Annotated in this window: 12 protein-coding genes; 6 read left to right on the forward strand and 6 right to left on the reverse strand. The window is 32.1% G+C overall.

From position 1 onward, the window contains the following. Window positions 1-80: 80 nt before the first annotated feature. The 3 genes from ychF to D1815_RS04005 all read left to right on the forward strand — a co-directional run bounded on the left by ychF (window position 81) and on the right by D1815_RS04005 (window position 4,536). Entirely contained in the window at window positions 81-1,175 is a 1,095-nt protein-coding gene (gene ychF, locus D1815_RS03995) for a redox-regulated ATPase YchF (RefSeq protein WP_118385991.1), read from the forward strand. 124 nt (window positions 1,176-1,299) lie between these two features. Beyond that, window positions 1,300-2,190 (forward strand): DMT family transporter, encoded by an 891-nt coding sequence (locus D1815_RS04000; RefSeq protein WP_027391716.1) that lies wholly within the window; start codon window positions 1,300-1,302, stop codon window positions 2,188-2,190. Between the two features lie 156 nt (window positions 2,191-2,346). Then, complete coding sequence (locus D1815_RS04005; protein WP_118385992.1) at window positions 2,347-4,536, forward strand: response regulator; 2,190 nt, start codon at window positions 2,347-2,349, stop codon at window positions 4,534-4,536. 58 nt (window positions 4,537-4,594) lie between these two features. Here D1815_RS04005 and D1815_RS04010 read toward each other — a convergent pair whose 3' ends face one another. Continuing rightward, window positions 4,595-7,036 (reverse strand): S9 family peptidase, encoded by a 2,442-nt coding sequence (locus D1815_RS04010; RefSeq protein ID WP_118385993.1) that lies wholly within the window; start codon window positions 7,034-7,036, stop codon window positions 4,595-4,597. A 104-nt stretch (window positions 7,037-7,140) separates the two neighbouring features. Beyond that, complete coding sequence (locus D1815_RS04015; RefSeq protein ID WP_233557600.1) at window positions 7,141-7,905, reverse strand: alpha/beta fold hydrolase; 765 nt, start codon at window positions 7,903-7,905, stop codon at window positions 7,141-7,143. A gap of 125 nt (window positions 7,906-8,030) precedes the next feature. Here D1815_RS04015 and D1815_RS04020 point away from each other — a divergent pair, with 125 nt between their 5' ends. Continuing rightward, window positions 8,031-9,908: a peptidase M61 gene (locus D1815_RS04020; RefSeq protein ID WP_118385994.1), complete on the forward strand. Its 1,878-nt coding sequence runs from the start codon at window positions 8,031-8,033 to the stop codon at window positions 9,906-9,908. A 91-nt stretch (window positions 9,909-9,999) separates the two neighbouring features. On the opposite strand, the gene D1815_RS04025 is transcribed toward D1815_RS04020, so the two are convergent. The 3 genes from D1815_RS04025 to D1815_RS04035 form a co-directional block, all read right to left on the reverse strand. After that, complete coding sequence (locus tag D1815_RS04025) at window positions 10,000-11,715, reverse strand: NAD(P)/FAD-dependent oxidoreductase (protein ID WP_118385995.1); 1,716 nt, start codon at window positions 11,713-11,715, stop codon at window positions 10,000-10,002. Between the two features lie 149 nt (window positions 11,716-11,864). Beyond that, window positions 11,865-12,314: an SRPBCC domain-containing protein gene (locus D1815_RS04030; protein WP_118385996.1), complete on the reverse strand. Its 450-nt coding sequence runs from the start codon at window positions 12,312-12,314 to the stop codon at window positions 11,865-11,867. Window positions 12,315-12,317: 3 nt separating this feature from the next. Beyond that, a complete protein-coding gene (locus tag D1815_RS04035; RefSeq protein WP_118385997.1) occupies window positions 12,318-12,635 on the reverse strand; it encodes a helix-turn-helix transcriptional regulator in 318 nt (105 codons plus the stop codon). A 185-nt stretch (window positions 12,636-12,820) separates the two neighbouring features. Between D1815_RS04035 and katG the strand changes: the two genes are divergently transcribed. After that, window positions 12,821-15,013, forward strand: a complete 2,193-nt coding sequence (katG, locus tag D1815_RS04040) for a catalase/peroxidase HPI (protein WP_118385998.1) — start codon at window positions 12,821-12,823, stop codon at window positions 15,011-15,013. Between the two features lie 58 nt (window positions 15,014-15,071). On the opposite strand, the gene D1815_RS04045 is transcribed toward katG, so the two are convergent. After that, window positions 15,072-15,593: a GNAT family N-acetyltransferase gene (locus tag D1815_RS04045; RefSeq protein WP_118385999.1), complete on the reverse strand. Its 522-nt coding sequence runs from the start codon at window positions 15,591-15,593 to the stop codon at window positions 15,072-15,074. Between the two features lie 358 nt (window positions 15,594-15,951). Here D1815_RS04045 and D1815_RS04050 point away from each other — a divergent pair, with 358 nt between their 5' ends. After that, the gene (locus D1815_RS04050) at window positions 15,952-17,805 is read left to right on the forward strand and encodes a DNA topoisomerase IV subunit B (protein ID WP_027391706.1); all 1,854 of its coding nucleotides are present in this window, start codon (window positions 15,952-15,954) and stop codon (window positions 17,803-17,805) included. The last annotated feature ends 10 nt before the right edge of the window (window positions 17,806-17,815 follow it).

Here is a 17,815-nt window from a genome sequence, read left to right on the forward strand (position 1 = left end):
TATACTATGTGTTAATACCGTTATCTTTGCACTCTCAAAAATTCAAGCAAATATCATATTTGCTATTATGTTATATTAATATGAAAGCAGGAATAGTTGGATTACCAAACGTAGGAAAATCAACACTTTTTAATTGTTTATCCAATGCGAAAGCGCAAAGTGCGAACTTTCCATTTTGTACAATAGAACCTAATATAGGTGTTGTTAATGTGCCTGATCCAAGATTGGAAAAACTCGAAGAACTGGTAAACCCTGAGCGTGTTATACCTGCTACTGTAGAAATTGTTGATATTGCTGGATTAGTAAAAGGAGCTAGTAAAGGAGAAGGTTTAGGAAATCAGTTTTTAGGAAATATAAGAGAAACTGATGCAATTATCCATGTACTACGTTGTTTTGATAATGACAATATTGTTCATGTTGATGGTTCAATAGACCCTATTCGTGATAAGGAAACTATAGATATAGAATTACAATTAAAAGATTTAGAAACTCTCGAAAAGAAATTAGATAAGATAAAGAGAGCCGCTAAAACTGGTAATAAAGAAGCACAGAAAGAAGAAGCAATATTATTAAAGTTAAAAGATGGTTTGGAGGCAGGATCTTCTGTTAGAGCTATTGAAGTTTCTGAAGATGACCACGCAGAGTTTGTAAAACCATTACAGTTTATAACTGATAAACCAGTATTATATGTATGTAATGTAGACGAAAGTGCTGCGGTTAATGGTAATGATCACGTAAAACGAGTAAAGGAAGCTGTATCAACAGAAAATGCTGAAGTAATTATTCTTGCTGTCGGAACAGAAGCGGATATCACGGAGCTTGACGATTATGAAGAAAGGCAAATGTTTCTTCAGGATATGGGGTTAGAAGAACCAGGGTCATCAGTATTAATAAGAGCTGCTTATAAATTATTAAATCAACAAACATACTTTACGGCTGGTGTAAAAGAAGTAAGAGCTTGGACAATTCCAATTGGTGCTACAGCTCCGCAAGCGGCTGGTGTTATTCATACAGATTTTGAGAAAGGATTTATTCGAGCAGAAGTTATTAAATATGATGATTATGTTTCTTTTGGAAGTGAATCTAAAGTAAAAGAAGCTGGAAAATTAGGAGTAGAAGGGAAAGGATATATTGTGAATGATGGAGATGTAATGCACTTCTTATTTAATGTATAAAATATTTAGATACTATTTTTATAGAAAAACCTCTTGAAAACTTTCAGGAGGTTTTTTGTTGGACATCGTAATTTTGCTAGATGTGTGTAATACCTGCAAGAGATATTGTGATTAATTTTACCGAATGCAAAAATCTAAACAAATCTCATTAGGTATAATACTAGCTATTATTGGTGTTGTGTTATTTTCTGCAAAAGCAGTCATGGTAAAAATGGCTTATAAATATCAGGTGACTTCGGAACATTTGTTGTTGTTTAGGATGTCATTCTCTCTTCCGGTTTATATAATTATAGCACAGTTTAATAAACCCTCTTCTCTAGAAAAGATCAAAAAGAAAGATTATTTGTGGATTGTGTTTTTTGGTTTTATTGGATATTATTTAGCTAGTTATTTTGATTTTCTTGGATTACAATATATTAAAGCAGGGTTAGAACGGATAATTTTATTTGTATATCCAACTTTAGTGCTAGTAATTTCTAGAATATTTCTAAAACATAAAATAACGAAACAACAATTAGTTGCTATACTAATTACATATATAGGAGTATTAATTACATTTTGGCAAGAACTTCAGTTAGATACTCCGAACCTTCTTTCGGGAGTATCTCTAATTTTTTTAAGTGCACTTACGTATGCTATTTATTTGGTGGGTAGTGGCTGGTTAATTCCAAAGTTTGGAGTAGTTGTTTTTACCTCTTATGCCATGATTATATCTTCTTTATGTATTATTTCTCAATATCTAATTTTTGATAGAAGTGATATTTTAAGCTATTCTTTGGAGGTATATGTGCTTAGTGTTTTAATGGCTTTTTTTTCTACAATAATTCCATCATATCTTATTTCTTGGGCAATCGCCCGTTTAGGAGCTTCTAATGTTGCAATTATAGGTAGTTTGGGGCCTGTATCAACAATATTATTAGCATTTTTTATTTTAGAAGAAAGTTTATCTGTACTTCAAATAATAGGAGCAGGGATTGTAATTTTTGGGATTTATATTACTACAAGAAAAAAGTGAAAACCATCGGTCATTTATTTGTTTATTTTAATATTGAAACAATAAATCAGTACATATTGTACTTTTTTTAGTAAATTAACATAGGATATTAATCACTTTTGTTGGTAAATTATAGCTTAATTTAGTATCTCTGCTAGTTAATCAAAACTGCATATTTTGAGGAAAAAATTATTATTTGTATATCTAATATTCTCTATTCCACTTCTGATTTATGGTCAGCAAGAATCCAGGTTCCCTGTTAATGATAGTTTACAATATTTAATTGAAACATCGAATAATTTAACATTCGAGTATAAGGTTAAAGAATCATTAGAATATGCTATTAAAGCCGTTAATTATGCTCATGAATTAGATGATGATCATTATAAAGCGGAAGCATATTATTTAATGGCATATAATTATCAAATATTAGTTGATTATAAGAATGCGGAACAATATTACAGAAAGTCACTAAAGTATGCTGAAAAAGCAAATGATTCATTATTGATTTTATGGAATAATAATGGTTTAGGAAATGTGTATTCTGATGGTTATAAAGAATTAGAAAACTCATTGATTTATTATAATAATGCTACAGAATTAGGGAAACTTCTCAATAATTCTGAAGAGTATATGACTCCTATAATTAATTTAGCTTGGACCTATGTGGATGCAAAAGAATATGATAAAGCAATTCCTTATTTAGAAGAAGCCCAAAAATTAGTTGTAGAAAATAAAGATGTAGAAGGATATTGCGAGGTGTATTATCTAAAAGGAAAATTAGCGCTAGGTCAAGATAATCTGGAAGAAGCTGAAGAGTTTTTCCAAGAATCCCTCCGAATAGCTGAAAGACATAATATGTTATTAGAGCTATCTTATATTTATGAAGCTAGAGCAGAAATGTATGAAAAGCAGAGTAAATTAGGAGAAGCTTATAAAGATATTAAACGTTATCAAGAGTATAAAGATAAGGTTTATAATAAGGAAACCTTGAAGCAAATAGAAGTCGCAAGAGTTAGTTTTAGTGTTGATGAGTATGAGCGTGAATTAGAAATAGCAAAAACGGAAAGAGAATACCAGACCAAAATGGCTAAAAACAATAGAACTATTAATATCATTTCTGTTGCGGGATTGATATTTTTATTCGCTACTGCATTCTTTCTGTATATAGGATATAGATCAAAGAAAAAATTAAATGACGTATTAAAAGATAAAAATGTAGAGCTTGTAGAGGCAAAAGCCGAGGCGGAAAAGCTTACTCAGGTTAAATCTCAGTTTATATCTACAGTAAGTCATGAACTAAGAACACCACTTTATGGGGTAGTAGGAATTACCTCCTTATTGCTTGAAGATGAAGATGTATTGGAAAAACATCGACAACTATTAGGTTCATTAAAGTTTTCAGGAGACTATCTTTTAAACCTGATAAACAATGTGTTGCAAATTAGTAAAATAGAATCTAATAAGGTAAGATTAGCAAAAACTCCAACAAATTTATTTAAACTTTCTCAAAACTTGCTCAATTCATTTGAGTATCAAGCTAAAAGTAAAGATAACCAACTTATTTTAGAGGTGCCGAATGATTTGCCAAGTTCGCTTAATGTTGATTCGCTTAGGTTATCAGAAATTTTGATTAATCTTATAGGAAATGCATCAAAATTTACGGAGAATGGAAAAATATGGCTTAGAATTAAAATATTAAGTAAAGAAAATAACACAATACAGATTAGATACGAAGTAGAGGATAGTGGTGTTGGAATCCCAGAAGATAAAAAGGACTTTGTGTTTGAGAAATTTTCTCAAGTAGATAGAGAATCAAATAATTTAGAAGGAACTGGTTTAGGACTTTCTATTGTAAAAAACTTATTACAAATGATGGACAGTAATGTCTATCTAGAAAGTAATGAGGGTAGAGGTACAAAATTCCATTTTGATTTACAGCTAGAGATTTTAGAAGATGGAGAGGATCAATCTCCTAGTGATCGAAACAAAGGAGCTACTAATGTATACCGAAGAATTTTAGTAGCAGAGGATAATAAGATTAATCAAATAGTTACTAAGAACTTATTAAGTCTAATAGGATACGATTGTGTTATAGTAGAGAATGGATTTAATGCTATACAAATGGTTAAAAAGGAGGATTTTGACCTCATTTTAATGGATCTTAATATGCCATATCTTAATGGTAGTGAAGCAACCAAAAGAATTAGAGAGTTTGATCAAACAACACCTATAATTGCGCTAACAGCTGCAGAGTTGGGAGAAGTACAAGAAGAGTGTTTGGCAATAGGAATGAATGATATCATCAATAAGCCATTAAATAAGAATGATCTTAGGGATATCATTTCTAAAAATCTAATCCCTTAGTCTTTAAAGATAAATGCTGTCAGAAAAAACGATATTTCTCTGACAGCATTATAAATAATTAGTTGGTTCCTTCTGGAATTTCTAATTTTTTATTTTTTACATATTTTTCAAGCCATTGATCTTGTTCCCATAAAAGATGTAAAATAGATTCTTTAGCTCTGTATCCGTGACTTTCTTTAGGTAACATTATAAGTCTTGCCGTCGCCCCTAATCCTTTTAGGGCATTAAAATAACGCTCACTTTGCAATGGATACGTTCCAGAGTTATTATCCGCTTTTCCGTGTATAAGAAGAAGAGGAGTCTTCATCTTATCAGCGTGCATAAACGGCGACATTGTATTATAAACTTCAGGAGCTTCCCAATAACTTCTTTCTTCACTTTGAAATCCAAAAGGTGTTAGTGTTCTATTATACGCACCACTTCTAGCAATACCAGCAGCAAAAAGGTTAGAATGTGATAATAGGTTAGCTGTCATAAAAGCTCCATATGAATGTCCACCTACAGCCACACGATTTCGATCAATAAGACCTAAGTTATCTACTGCGTCAATTGCCGCTTTTGCATTAGCGACTAATTGTTTTCTAAAAGAATCATTAGGTTCTTCATCACCTTCTCCTACAATAGGGAAAGAAGCGTCATCTAAAACAATATAACCTCTGGTAACCCAATACACCATAGAGCCCCACCAAGGATAAGTAAATTCGTTGGGGTTAGAAGTTGATTGTGAAGCACTTTTTTTGTCTTTAAATTCTTCAGGATATGCCCATAAAATCATTGGCATTTTTTCCTTTTTTGTTTTATCATATCCAATAGGTAAATATAATGTACCCGATAATTCTAATCCATCCTCTCTTTTATATTTGATAACTTCTTTATGTACACCTTGTAGCGCTGCAAAAGGATTAGCAAAATTGGTAATTTGTTTTACTTGGTCCTTAGCGTTTATATTTCTTATATAATAATTAGGATATTCACTTGGAGATTCTAAACGAACAAGAAATTCTCCTTTTGTAAGATTAATTGCACCATTTATACTTTCTACTTTATCTGTATAAGTTGACTTATAGACTCTTTTTTTAGCGTTACTTTTTAGGTTTAATTCATCTATAAAAGGAAATTGACCTTCTTTACTAAATCCCTCTCCCATAAGGTATACATTCCCTTTATTAATGTCTACTACAAAACTGCCAAATTCATTTTTAGAAGTTACAAAATTCCCTGGATCATTATAACGATCTTGATAATTTCTATCGTGTATTATTTGGGGCTTTTCAGAGGATTCGTTTGGATTAAAAACGTACGTTTTCGTATTTCTAGTATTCCACCAATAGTCATAAGCAAAAGCTATGTTATTATCTGAGCTCCATTGAATTCCGCTATATCTATTGATTGTTTTTAGTATTGATTTTGGTGTGCTTTCGAAAGGAGCATCTTGTTCAAAAACTTCATCTCTATATTCAACTTCTATATTTGGATCACCTTTATCTAAGGCTTCCGCCCAAATTAAAGTAGATGGTTTATCTGTTCTCCAAGTAATAGATCTTTTTCCAGTTCTAGCAGACATAAAACCTTTAGGGCGTACTTCATCAATAGGAACTTTATTAACAGTTTTAAAAACTTCACCAGTACTTTTATAAATAGTAGTTTCTTGAGGAAAACGATAATAAGGGACTAAATACGAAAATGGTTTTTTTATTTCAGTGACCATTACATAGTTTCCATCAGGAGAAAAAGAATAATTACGTATCATTCCTGTTTTAGACCAAGATTTCTTAGTACCATCAAGATTTACTTTAAATATTTCTGAAGTTGCTAATTGCTCAAAATTATACTCATCATTTGGATTTTTTAAAAGATCTTGATAGGTTCTATTCTGTGCTTTTGTACCTTCACTAATAGAAATGGTAGGTCCGGAAGGAATTGCTTCATCTACGTTAATTAGATCTTTCTTTTTATTAGGTAGAAACTTTACTAATAAAGAAGAATCGTCCTTAAACCATCTAAACGGAGAACCAATATTAGCATTTAATGTGGCATCTGTTATCTTATTAGCTTTATTATTTTTTATATCTAAAATCCATAATTCAACTCCATTGCCACTTGTATTTGTAAATGCGGCTTTGGTTTGATTAGGGGACCAAGATATATTAGATATTCTAGGCTTAGTTGGCAATCCAGTCACTTGTACAGGCTCTCCATCTATTTTCTTTATTTTAATATTATTATAGTAACTAGTACGGCTAGAAATATTTGTTTTTGGATTAATTCTTAATCCCGCCAAACGCATTTCTTTTTCTGATAATTCTGCGATAGTTTTATATCCATCTCGATATAGAAAAATCATATGTTCTCCTTTCTGATCAATACGTATAGATGGTGCGAGTGGGACATCTACCAAATCTAGGATTTCCTTTACGGGTTTTTGATATTCTAAATTTTCTTGGGCATTTAATACTGAGCCCAAAAACAGTATAATAAAAAATGATTTGATGAAGTTCATAATATATTTTTTGAGTTTTATAAGATATGACAACTCAAAAATAGAGATTTAATTACTGAAATATTAGATTTCAGGTGTTTTAGGAGTAGGGTATTGCCACGAATTTATAAATTTAGGACAAATTTTGTCGTTTTGTCTATTACTACTTCAGAATTTTCTTTGTGCGGAGTGTGCCCAATATTAGGGATGATTAAGGACTTAGATTTTCCAGTAGTTTTTCGAACAATACTGTAGACTTGTTCCAAAGTTCCATACTCATCATTTTCTCCTTGAATAATTAAAGATGGACACTGTATGTTTGAAAGATAGTTTTCAATATTCCAATCTAGAAAAGAGGGAGATAACCAAGTTTCCGTCCACATTCTAAATACATCCTCTGTATTATTCTGGTGATATTTAGTCAGCTTATCTTTTAGATTGGTTGTTTTATAGGCAATTTTGGCTTTGCGAATTCCTTGTAAAGTTTCTTTTTCTACAAATACGTGTGCTCCTTCGGTAATTATACCAGTTACTTTTTCAGGATATAAAGAAGCCGTAAGTAATGCAATAGTGCCTCCATCACTATGACCAAAAAGGATAACTTTTTTTAACTCTAGGGTATCAATTAATCGTGCTAATATTTCAGCTTCCTTTTTAAGATAATCTTTGCTTCTTTTAGTTTCTGAAAACCTTTCTGATTTTCCATACCCCTGACGATCATAAGAAAGTACATTAAAGTTTGTAGACTGTTTTATTTTGTTTGGAAAATCTCTCCAAAGTTCTATACACCCTAAGGAATCGTGTAAAAATATTATGGTAGGTTTTGATAGGTTAAATGATCTAAGATCTTCAGAAAGTCGTATTCTGGTTGTATCAATATTAATATCCAAAGTGATAGGTATAAGTAAATAATGCCCAAAAATAGGTTAAAGTCTATACAATTTATATATTTTGCATGACCAAAGTTGTAACGCTCACTAATTTTTTGCGTCTAGCATTATAAACAATTGAATAAATGAAAAAAGTATTATTGTCATTGACCATTAGCGTCATGCTAATTGGATGTGGATCAGTTAATCAAAAAAATGGGATTGCTTCTAAAGTTCCAATAACTACAGAGGTTGATTTAACTCAGGTTACAGATGATAAAGTTCCTGTGGTTATTAATCCCGGAAGGTTTATACAAGATACTGTTAAATATTATCTTCCAAAGGTTGTCCAAGGAACATATGCAGTTAGTGATTTCGGAAAGTTTGTAGATGGTTTTAGAGCATTAGATTATAATGGAGCTGAACTGAAAACGGAAAAGGTTGATACTAATACTTGGCTGATCGCAAATGCGAAACAATTGGATAAGATTGTGTATGACGTTAATGATACTTATGATATAGAAAATACAGGGGTAGGAACGCCTTTTTCTCCCTCTGGCACTAATATTGAAGAAGATAATTTTGTGTTAAACTTACATGGGTTTATTGGTTATTTTGATGTTTTAAAAAACAACCAATATGCATTAGAAGTAAAAGCTCCGACGACAATGCAACGAACTTCTGCTTTACAAAATGTTGGCTCTGAAAAAAGCGAGGATGGTACGGTTACAGTTGATAAATATTTTGCTGCAAGATATTTTGATATTACCGACAACCCTATGATGTACGGTAAATTAGATGTAGAAGAGTTTGAAGTAGGAGGAATTAAAATCGTTTTAAGCGTATATTCTCCAAACAAAACATACACTGCAGCTGGAATTAAAGAAACTGTTTTTAAAATGATGAAGGCCCAGAAAAAGTATTTGGGAGATATTGATAGTACTCCAAGATATGATATTTATTTATATCTGGCGCCTCAGTCGCAGACTGCTCCTACCGGTTTCGGAGCATTGGAGCATCACACATCTACTGTAGTCGTATTGCCAGAAGCTATACCAGAGGATGCATTGGCATCTGCAATGATAGATGTAGTATCTCATGAGTTTTTTCACATCGTAACACCTTTAAGTGTTCACTCAGAAGATGTACACTATTTCGATTATAACGATCCTACTTTTTCTAAACATTTATGGATGTATGAAGGAGTTACAGAGTATTTTGCTAGTGTTTTTCAGATAAACCAAGATTTAGTTGGAGAAGAAGAGTTTTATACTAAGATGATGGGTAAAATTGAATCGGCTAACTTATATGATGATGCGATGAGTTTTACTGTAATGAGTGAAAACATTTTAAACGAACCTTATGCTAAAAATTATGCAAATGTTTATGAAAAAGGAGCTTTGATAGGTATGTGTGTTGATATACTTATACGAGAAGAAAGCAAAGGAAATCGAGGTATTTTATCTCTAATGAAGGAACTATCCCTAAAATATGGTAAGAATAAACCTTTTGAAGATGATAAAATAATTGAAGAAATTGTTGAAATGACCTATCCATCTATTGGAGAGTTCTTAAACAAACATGTGGTTGGAGATACTCCTATTAATTATAACGATTTTTTTAGGAAAGTAGGCCTTTCAGTGGGTGAAAAAAATATTGAAACAGATTATGTAAGAAACGGTAGTTCTATAATAGTTGGAGGAGATCAGGATAAGAAAACTATATTTTTTACAGAAGAAGTTACTGAAAATAGTTTCTGGGTGGATAATGGAGTACAGCCATTTGATGTAATAAAGGAGATCAATGGAACAGAATTAACTTTGTTAAATGCAAATTCTGTCTTACAAGGAACGCTACAATGGAAAGTTGGTGATGAGGTAGAGGTAAAATTGGATAGAGAAGGAAAAGAAATTATAATAAAAACAAATCTTACCAAATCCTATACTAAAGGTAAAGCTTTAAGTGATATAGAAAATCCAACAAAAGCACAATTAGAATTACGAAACTCTTGGTTAAAAGGATAGTTCAAAAGTATAAAAGAATAAAAAAACGGATCAATTTGATCCGTTTTTTTATTCTAAGAATTTTACATTTAATTTGAGATCCTTTTTAATATTAAGTTTTAGGAAATCCATCTACCCCGGCTGCTAGACGATCCTTCTTAACCTTAATCTTTTTCCTCATCCAATCAGGATATTCAGTGTCATCTTCTGCTTCATAAATTTTAATTTCTTGAGAATCATCAGGCTGTATAAGATCTTCTTGTCTACATTTTAGAATTTTTGCAGCAGTTTCCACACCAGAATAACCAGCTCCAGCAACACCATGAGATAAAACACTGGCTCCACATAAATAGAGATTCTCTATTTCGCTTTTTGCTTTATATGCAAAAGGTCCTATTTGCCAAAAACTTTTTTCTGTTCCATAAACACAGCCATTGGTAGAATTTATATAATATTCATTGGTAATCGGTGTTCCCAATTCCTTTTGTACAATGTTGCTTTTTATTCCAGGAATAACTGCCTCTAGAGTTTTAATCATCTTAGACATTAATTGATCTTTAAAATCTAAATAGGCTTCAGAACGTCTACTATCTTCATTCTTAAATTGATTAAAGGATTCGTGGTTAATATAAGTAATGGCTTCTATAGTATGGTACCTACCATCAAAACTTATAGGATCTTTAAGTGTAGTGCAACTAATAAACATTCCAGGAAACGTATCACCTTCTAAAATATTAATTTTTTGAGTTTCTTCAAATATAGTATCAAGATCCTCGTGAGCCATCATCCAAATATTCCCTGAGTCTAAACCTGCTTTGCGCATATCCATATCAACTGTTAGAAATAACATTAATGAAGTACAAGAGTATTTCGTTTTATTTAAACGTTTATTAAGCTTTTTACTAATATGCTCTCTCCCTATTAAATCAATAAATGTTTTTCCTGGATCGGCATTAGAAATAATTCTTTTTGCAAAAACTTGTTCTCCATTTTCTAATTGTACCCCAATCGCTTTCTTTTTCTTGTTACCCTCTAATAAGATTTGTTTTACTTTTTGACTAGTTCTGATTTCTCCTTGATGTTTTTTTAGTGCTTTTGTCATTGCTTTTACCAAAGCACCGCCACCACCAATTGGGTAATAACCACCACTAGAATAATGTCCCATAACCGCTGCATGTAATGGAAAACTTGCTTGTCCTGGTGGTAATCCGTGATCACCAATTTGTATGTTTAAGACAGCTCTAAGTAATGGGTTTTTAATATGTTTTTTAATCACTTTTCGTAAACTAAATACACTGTATTTACCCATGTTTTTAGTTCGGAATGGTATGGTTAGATGTGCCCAGAAGCCTTTTACTTTGGGAATTAATTGTAATTCATAACAAACATCACTAACTAGTTTTAAATAACTAGAGATTCCTTTTTCTTCTTCAGGAAATTTTTCACTTAGTGTTTTTTTGATATTCTCGTATCCTGCAGGCATATCAATTCGCTTATCACCAATCCAGCAATGTTCATAAGCATCAGGATTCATTCTAAAAAAAGAAATATCATTTGCAATTCCTAAGCCTTCATAAAGTGTACTGGTCGATTCTCCTTTATTTAGTAGACCTACATAATGAACTCCGGGAGTATAACGATATCCTTTAAGATAAAAACTATGACACCATCCTCCAGGAACATCGTGTTGTTCTAGTACTAAAACTTTTTGACCAGAACGAGCTAGGCAAATTGCAGAAGAAAGTCCACCAGCACCAGATCCAATAATTATGGTGTCATATTTTTTATTGTCACTTGAAGATATTTCCGAATAGTTTTCTTTTTCCATACACTTTAATACCTGTTGTTATATCTTAGGTTTAGCAATTTTTGTTAAAGGTATAGTTTTTTAGAATACAGAAGAAATGGCTAATAAGGATATCTTACATTTAAATTACTACTGTAATATAAATAATAAAAACTGTTTGATAATTAATATTATATGGTTTCAACAAATTCTTTAAGTCTATCAAAGACAGATCCCCAACCGTTCATAAAGCCCATTTTTTCTTGTTGTAGACAATATTCTTCGGTAGGGTGGACTACATTAAAAGTAAAATTAGTTTTATCTCCATTCTTTTCAAATAGCGCTTGTATTTCTACTCCTTCTGTCATTGGTTTAAAATTAGCAGATGACGATATTTTTTTGTGCTCTATGATTTCGGTGTAGACACCTTCTGAGATAAATTCATTACTATCAGGCATTAACATTGAATATTTCCATGTTCCTCCAACACTAAAATCATGAGAGATAACTTTAGTTTTCATTCCTTTTGGTCCCCACCATTGAGCTATATGTTCAGGTTGTGTCCAAGCTTGCCAAACTAATTCTATTGGTGCATTAAAGGTTCTACTTAATGATAATGTGCGTTTGTTTAAATCATTCATTGTTTAGGTTTTAGATTGTAGTTTATTTAAATATTCTTCGAAAGAGTCTAATTTTTCTTCCCACAAATTTTTGTATTGATCTATCCATAGGAATGCAGGAACAAGGTTTTTAGGCTGAATCAGGCAGTATCTTTCTCTACCTTTTTTATTTATTGATATGATACCACATTCTTCGAGGATCTTTATATGTTTGGAGATAGCCGGTCGGCTAATATCAAATTTTTCTGCTATCGAATTAATAGATAGTGTTTGTTCTGCTAGTAAAGAGATGATATCTCTTCTAACGGGATCTGCAATAGCTTGAAAAACATCTCTTCTCATTATTAAAGTGTAACTGATTGGTTACAAATATAAATGTAATCATTTGGTTACACAAGTTTTGTTGTGGTTTATATATCATAGATTTTATTTATTGTGAATTCATTTAAATATATAATTAATCTATATGTAATAGAAATGCAATTCATTAAATTTGGTAACACATACTTTAAAACTCAATAGATATTATGGATAATTCACAAAACGGAGGAGACATCAGTAAATGCCCATTTATGGGTGGACCTCAAAAAGAAAGCGCGGGCGCGGGTACATCGAATAGAGATTGGTGGCCAAATGAATTAAAATTAAATATTCTTCGTCAAAATGGATCAAAGTCGAATCCTATGGGTGATGATTTTGATTACGCGAAGGCATTTAATAGTGTTAATTATGAAGAACTTAAAGCTGATATAGTAGCTTTGATGACAGATTCTCAAGATTGGTGGCCTGCAGATTATGGCCATTATGGAGGTTTAATGGTGCGAATGGCATGGCATAGTGCAGGTACTTATAGAGTTGGTGATGGTAGAGGAGGAGCGGGAACCGGTAATCAACGTTTTGCACCTTTAAATAGTTGGCCAGATAATGGAAACTTGGACAAAGCACGATTATTATTATGGCCAATTAAACAGAAATATGGTAAAAAGATTTCTTGGGCAGATTTAATGATTCTTGCAGGGAATTGCGCAATAGAATCTATGGGTTTAAAAACTTTTGGATTTGCTGGAGGAAGAGCAGATGTATGGGAACCAGAACAAGATGTTTATTGGGGTGATGAAACAGAATGGTTAGCTAATAAAGAACGTTTCGCAGATGGCGATCTCGAAGGATATCTTGGTGCGGCTCATATGGGGTTAATTTATGTGAATCCAGAAGGTCCCAATGGCTCGTCTGATCCATTGGGGACGGCTAAACTTATGAAAGAAACGTTTGGTAGAATGGCGATGAATGACGAAGAAACTGTTGCGCTTACAGCTGGAGGTCATACTTTTGGAAAGGCTCATGGTGCTGCAGACCCAGATAAATATGTAGGAGCCGAACCACATGGAGCTTCTATTCAAGAGATGAGTTTAGGTTGGAAAAATACGTATGGTACAGGAGTATTAGATGATGCTATTACTAGTGGTTTAGAAGGTGCTTGGACACCTAATCCGGATAAATGGGATTATGATTTTTTCAAAGTATTATTGGATTATGATTGGGAACAAACAAAAAGTCCAGCAGGAGCAAATCAATGGACTCCAACTGCGGATTCTGGAGCTCCTACAGCACCAACTGCAGGTGATGCTTCGAAGAGACAAGCTTTAATGATGACTGATGCCGATATGGCATTAAAAATGGATCCTGATTATTTAAAGATTTCTCAGCGTTTTCGTAATAACCCAGAAGAGTTTGAAGATGCTTTTATTAGAGCGTGGTATAAATTGACACATAGAGATATGGGGCCTGTTTCTCGTTATTTAGGTCCAGAAGTTCCTAGTGAAGAACTAATTTGGCAAGATCCAATTCCAACAGGAACGAGTCTTAAAGATTCGGATATTGCATCTTTAAAAAATATGATTTCGGTTTCTGGCCTTACCGTTTCGCAATTAGTTACTACGGCTTGGGCATCTGCCTCTACATTTAGAGGTTCTGATAATCGTGGTGGAGCTAATGGTGGACGTCTTCGTTTAGAACCACAAAGAAGCTGGGAAGTTAATAATCCTAAAGCTTTATCAGAAGTTTTAAGTGTTTATGAAGGGATTCAAAAAGATTTTTCAGGAGATGTTTCTATTGCTGATTTAATTGTATTAGGTGGTAATGTAGGTGTAGAATTAGCAGCTAAAAATGCTGGTTTCGATGTAAACGTGCCTTTTACAAGTGGTAGAGGAGATGCTTCTCAAGAACAAACAGATGTAGAATCATTTGGACATTTAGAACCTTTAGCTGATGGATTTAGAAATTACTTAAGAGGTGATTTAAAATTAGCTGCAGAAGAATTATTGATTGATCGTGCTCAGTTACTAACATTATCTATTCCTGAAATGACAGTTCTTGTTGGAGGTTTAAGAGTGTTAGGAGCTAATTATGACGGTTCCAATAATGGTGTGTTTACAGATAGCGAAGATTCATTAACGAATGACTTCTTTAAGAATATTTTAGATTTTACTTATACTTGGAAACCTATATCTAAGGATGATACACTGTTTGAAGGTAGTGATCGTAGAACGGGAGTAACTAAATTCACAGGTACTAGAGCTGATCTTATTTTTGGTTCTAATACAGAATTAAGAGCAGTTGCTGAAGTATATGCTTCAGAAGATGCTAATGAAAAGTTTGTTAATGATTTTGTATCAGCTTGGTCTAAAGTTATGAATTTAGATCGTTTTGATTTAAAATAATATTGAAATTGAAAAATTGATTTTTTTAAAAGGTGATCTATACTTTAGGTCACCTTTTTTATTTGCACACAATATTTTGAAAATCAGATTTATTGATTTTGTAAAATATAGCGTTAGGGATTCCTTTGCAGTCACTTTTTTTCCAAAATATCATGCCTATTTTTTCCAAAACTTTAATGGAAGCTTTGTTTTCTGATGCCACTCTTGCAATAATTTCTTTAATACCTAATTGAGTAAATCCATATGCTAATACGGCTATTGAAGATTCTGTCGCATATCCTTTATTCCATTTATTTCTAAAAAAACGAAAACCGATATCAATATCTCCATCTTCGTTTCGTTTAAGACCACACCAGCCAATAAAATCATTTGTGTCTTTAAGTAATACAGCCCAGCGTCCATACCCATTCATATTATACTCTTGATAATTTTTTAAAAAGGATTTTGCATCTTCAATCGATAAAAAAGGATAATCACCTGTGTATTTTAAAACCTTAGGATCAGAATTTAATGAAAAGAACTTTTCTGCATCAGAAACTTGTAGTTCACGTAATATTAATCGTTTGGTTTCAGTAATCATAACTGCTTTATTTTTTTTTAGAGTAAGTTTTTTCGATGTAAAAATATTTAAGCTTGTATTTTTTTAATTTTTATCAAGATGCGTGTATTTAGAAATCTAATAACTTAGTTTAGTAGAAACACTATTTTTAATTTAGATGTATAAGATATTAAAGAATAAGTATTTTATAATATTAAATCATACTTTAGAAAAGTATGATAAGTGTTTTTGCTAATAATATCGATCAATTTTTTAATTAATCCATTGTAGTTCAAATAATCAACAAAAACTTATTTAGAATTGTTAATTACTTTGTAAGAGGACTATTTCAATTTAGTAAGTGAAATCTTATATTAGCAAGCATTCTACCTAAAATTTTATGAGTAAGGAAACTAAATATACCGAAGATAATATACGATCCCTCGATTGGAAAGAGCATATCCGTATGCGACCTGGAATGTATATTGGAAAATTAGGTGATGGATCTTCAGCTGATGATGGAATCTATATTTTATTAAAAGAAGTGCTTGACAATTCTATTGATGAATATGTTATGGGCGCTGGTAAAACGATTGAGATTTCAATACAAGGAGATAAAGTAATTGTTAGAGATTATGGACGTGGAATCCCTTTAGGTAAAGTTGTAGATGTAGTTTCTAAAATGAATACTGGTGGAAAATACGATTCAAGAGCATTTAAAAAGTCCGTAGGGTTAAATGGTGTTGGTACAAAAGCTGTTAATGCCTTATCCACGTATTTTAGAGTAGAATCTACTAGAGATGGAAAATCTGCATCTGCAGAATTTGAAAAAGGAAACCTTACGAATCAAGATACTCTAGACGAAACCTCTAGACGAAGAGGAACAAAAGTTTCTTTCGTTCCTGATAATACCATTTTTAAACATTATAAGTATCGAACGGAGTATGTGGCGAAGATGCTTAAAAACTATGTGTATCTAAATCCTGGGTTAACCATCATTTTTAATGGAGAAAAATATTTTTCAGAAAATGGACTAAAAGATCTGCTTTCAGATAATATTAATGAAGATGATAGGTTGTATCCTATTATTCATTTATTAGGTAATGATATAGAAATAGCAATTACGCACAGTAAAACTCAGTATAGTGAAGAGTATCATTCTTTTGTGAATGGACAACATACTACCCAAGGTGGAACACATCAAGCTGCTTTTAGAGAAGCTGTGGTTAAGACTATTAGGGAGTTTTACGGTAAGAATTATGAGGCTAGTGATATTCGTAAATCAATTGTTTCTGCTATTAGTATAAAAGTAATGGAACCAGTTTTTGAAAGTCAAACAAAAACGAAGTTAGGTTCTACGGAGATGGGTGGAGATTTGCCAACTGTTAGAACTTATATTAATGATTTTGTAAAAACAAAATTAGATAATTTTCTACATAAGAACTCAGATGTAGCAGAGGCACTGCAAAGAAAAATACTACAAGCAGAACGAGAACGAAAAGATTTATCTGGTATCCGTAAACTGGCTCGTGAACGAGCAAAAAAAGCAAGTTTACATAATAAAAAACTAAGAGATTGCCGAGTTCATCTTACTGATAGCAAAAAAGACAGGAATTTAGAGAGTACTTTATTTATTACCGAGGGAGATTCTGCAAGTGGATCAATAACAAAATCTAGAGACGTAAATACACAAGCCGTATTTAGCTTACGTGGGAAACCGCTAAATAGCTACAATATGAGTAAAAAAATTGTGTATGAAAATGAAGAGTTTAATTTATTACAAGCAGCATTAAATATAGAAGAGTCCTTAGAAGATCTTAGATATAATAATATTGTAATTGCTACTGATGCCGATGTCGATGGAATGCACATAAGGTTATTATTAATTACATTTTTTCTTCAATTTTTTCCAGAAGTAATTAAAGAAGGTCATTTGTATATTCTTCAAACACCACTTTTTAGAGTACGAAATAAAAAAGAAACCATCTATTGTTATTCTGAGCAGGAAAGAAGAGATGCTATTGAAAAATTGTCTGGAAAGCCTGAAATCACTCGATTTAAGGGATTAGGAGAAATATCGCCAGATGAATTTGTTCATTTTATTGGAGATGATATTCGTTTAGATCCTGTAATGTTAGATAAAGATAAGTCTATAGAAGAGCTACTATCTTTTTATATGGGAAAAAATACACCTAGTAGACAAGAATTTATTATCGAAAATTTAAAGGTAGAATTAGACGCAGTAGAAGAGTAGTACTAAAGGA

The organism is Aquimarina sp. AD1 (genome assembly GCF_003443695.1).
GTDB classification, from domain to species: Bacteria; Bacteroidota; Bacteroidia; order Flavobacteriales; family Flavobacteriaceae; genus Aquimarina; species Aquimarina latercula.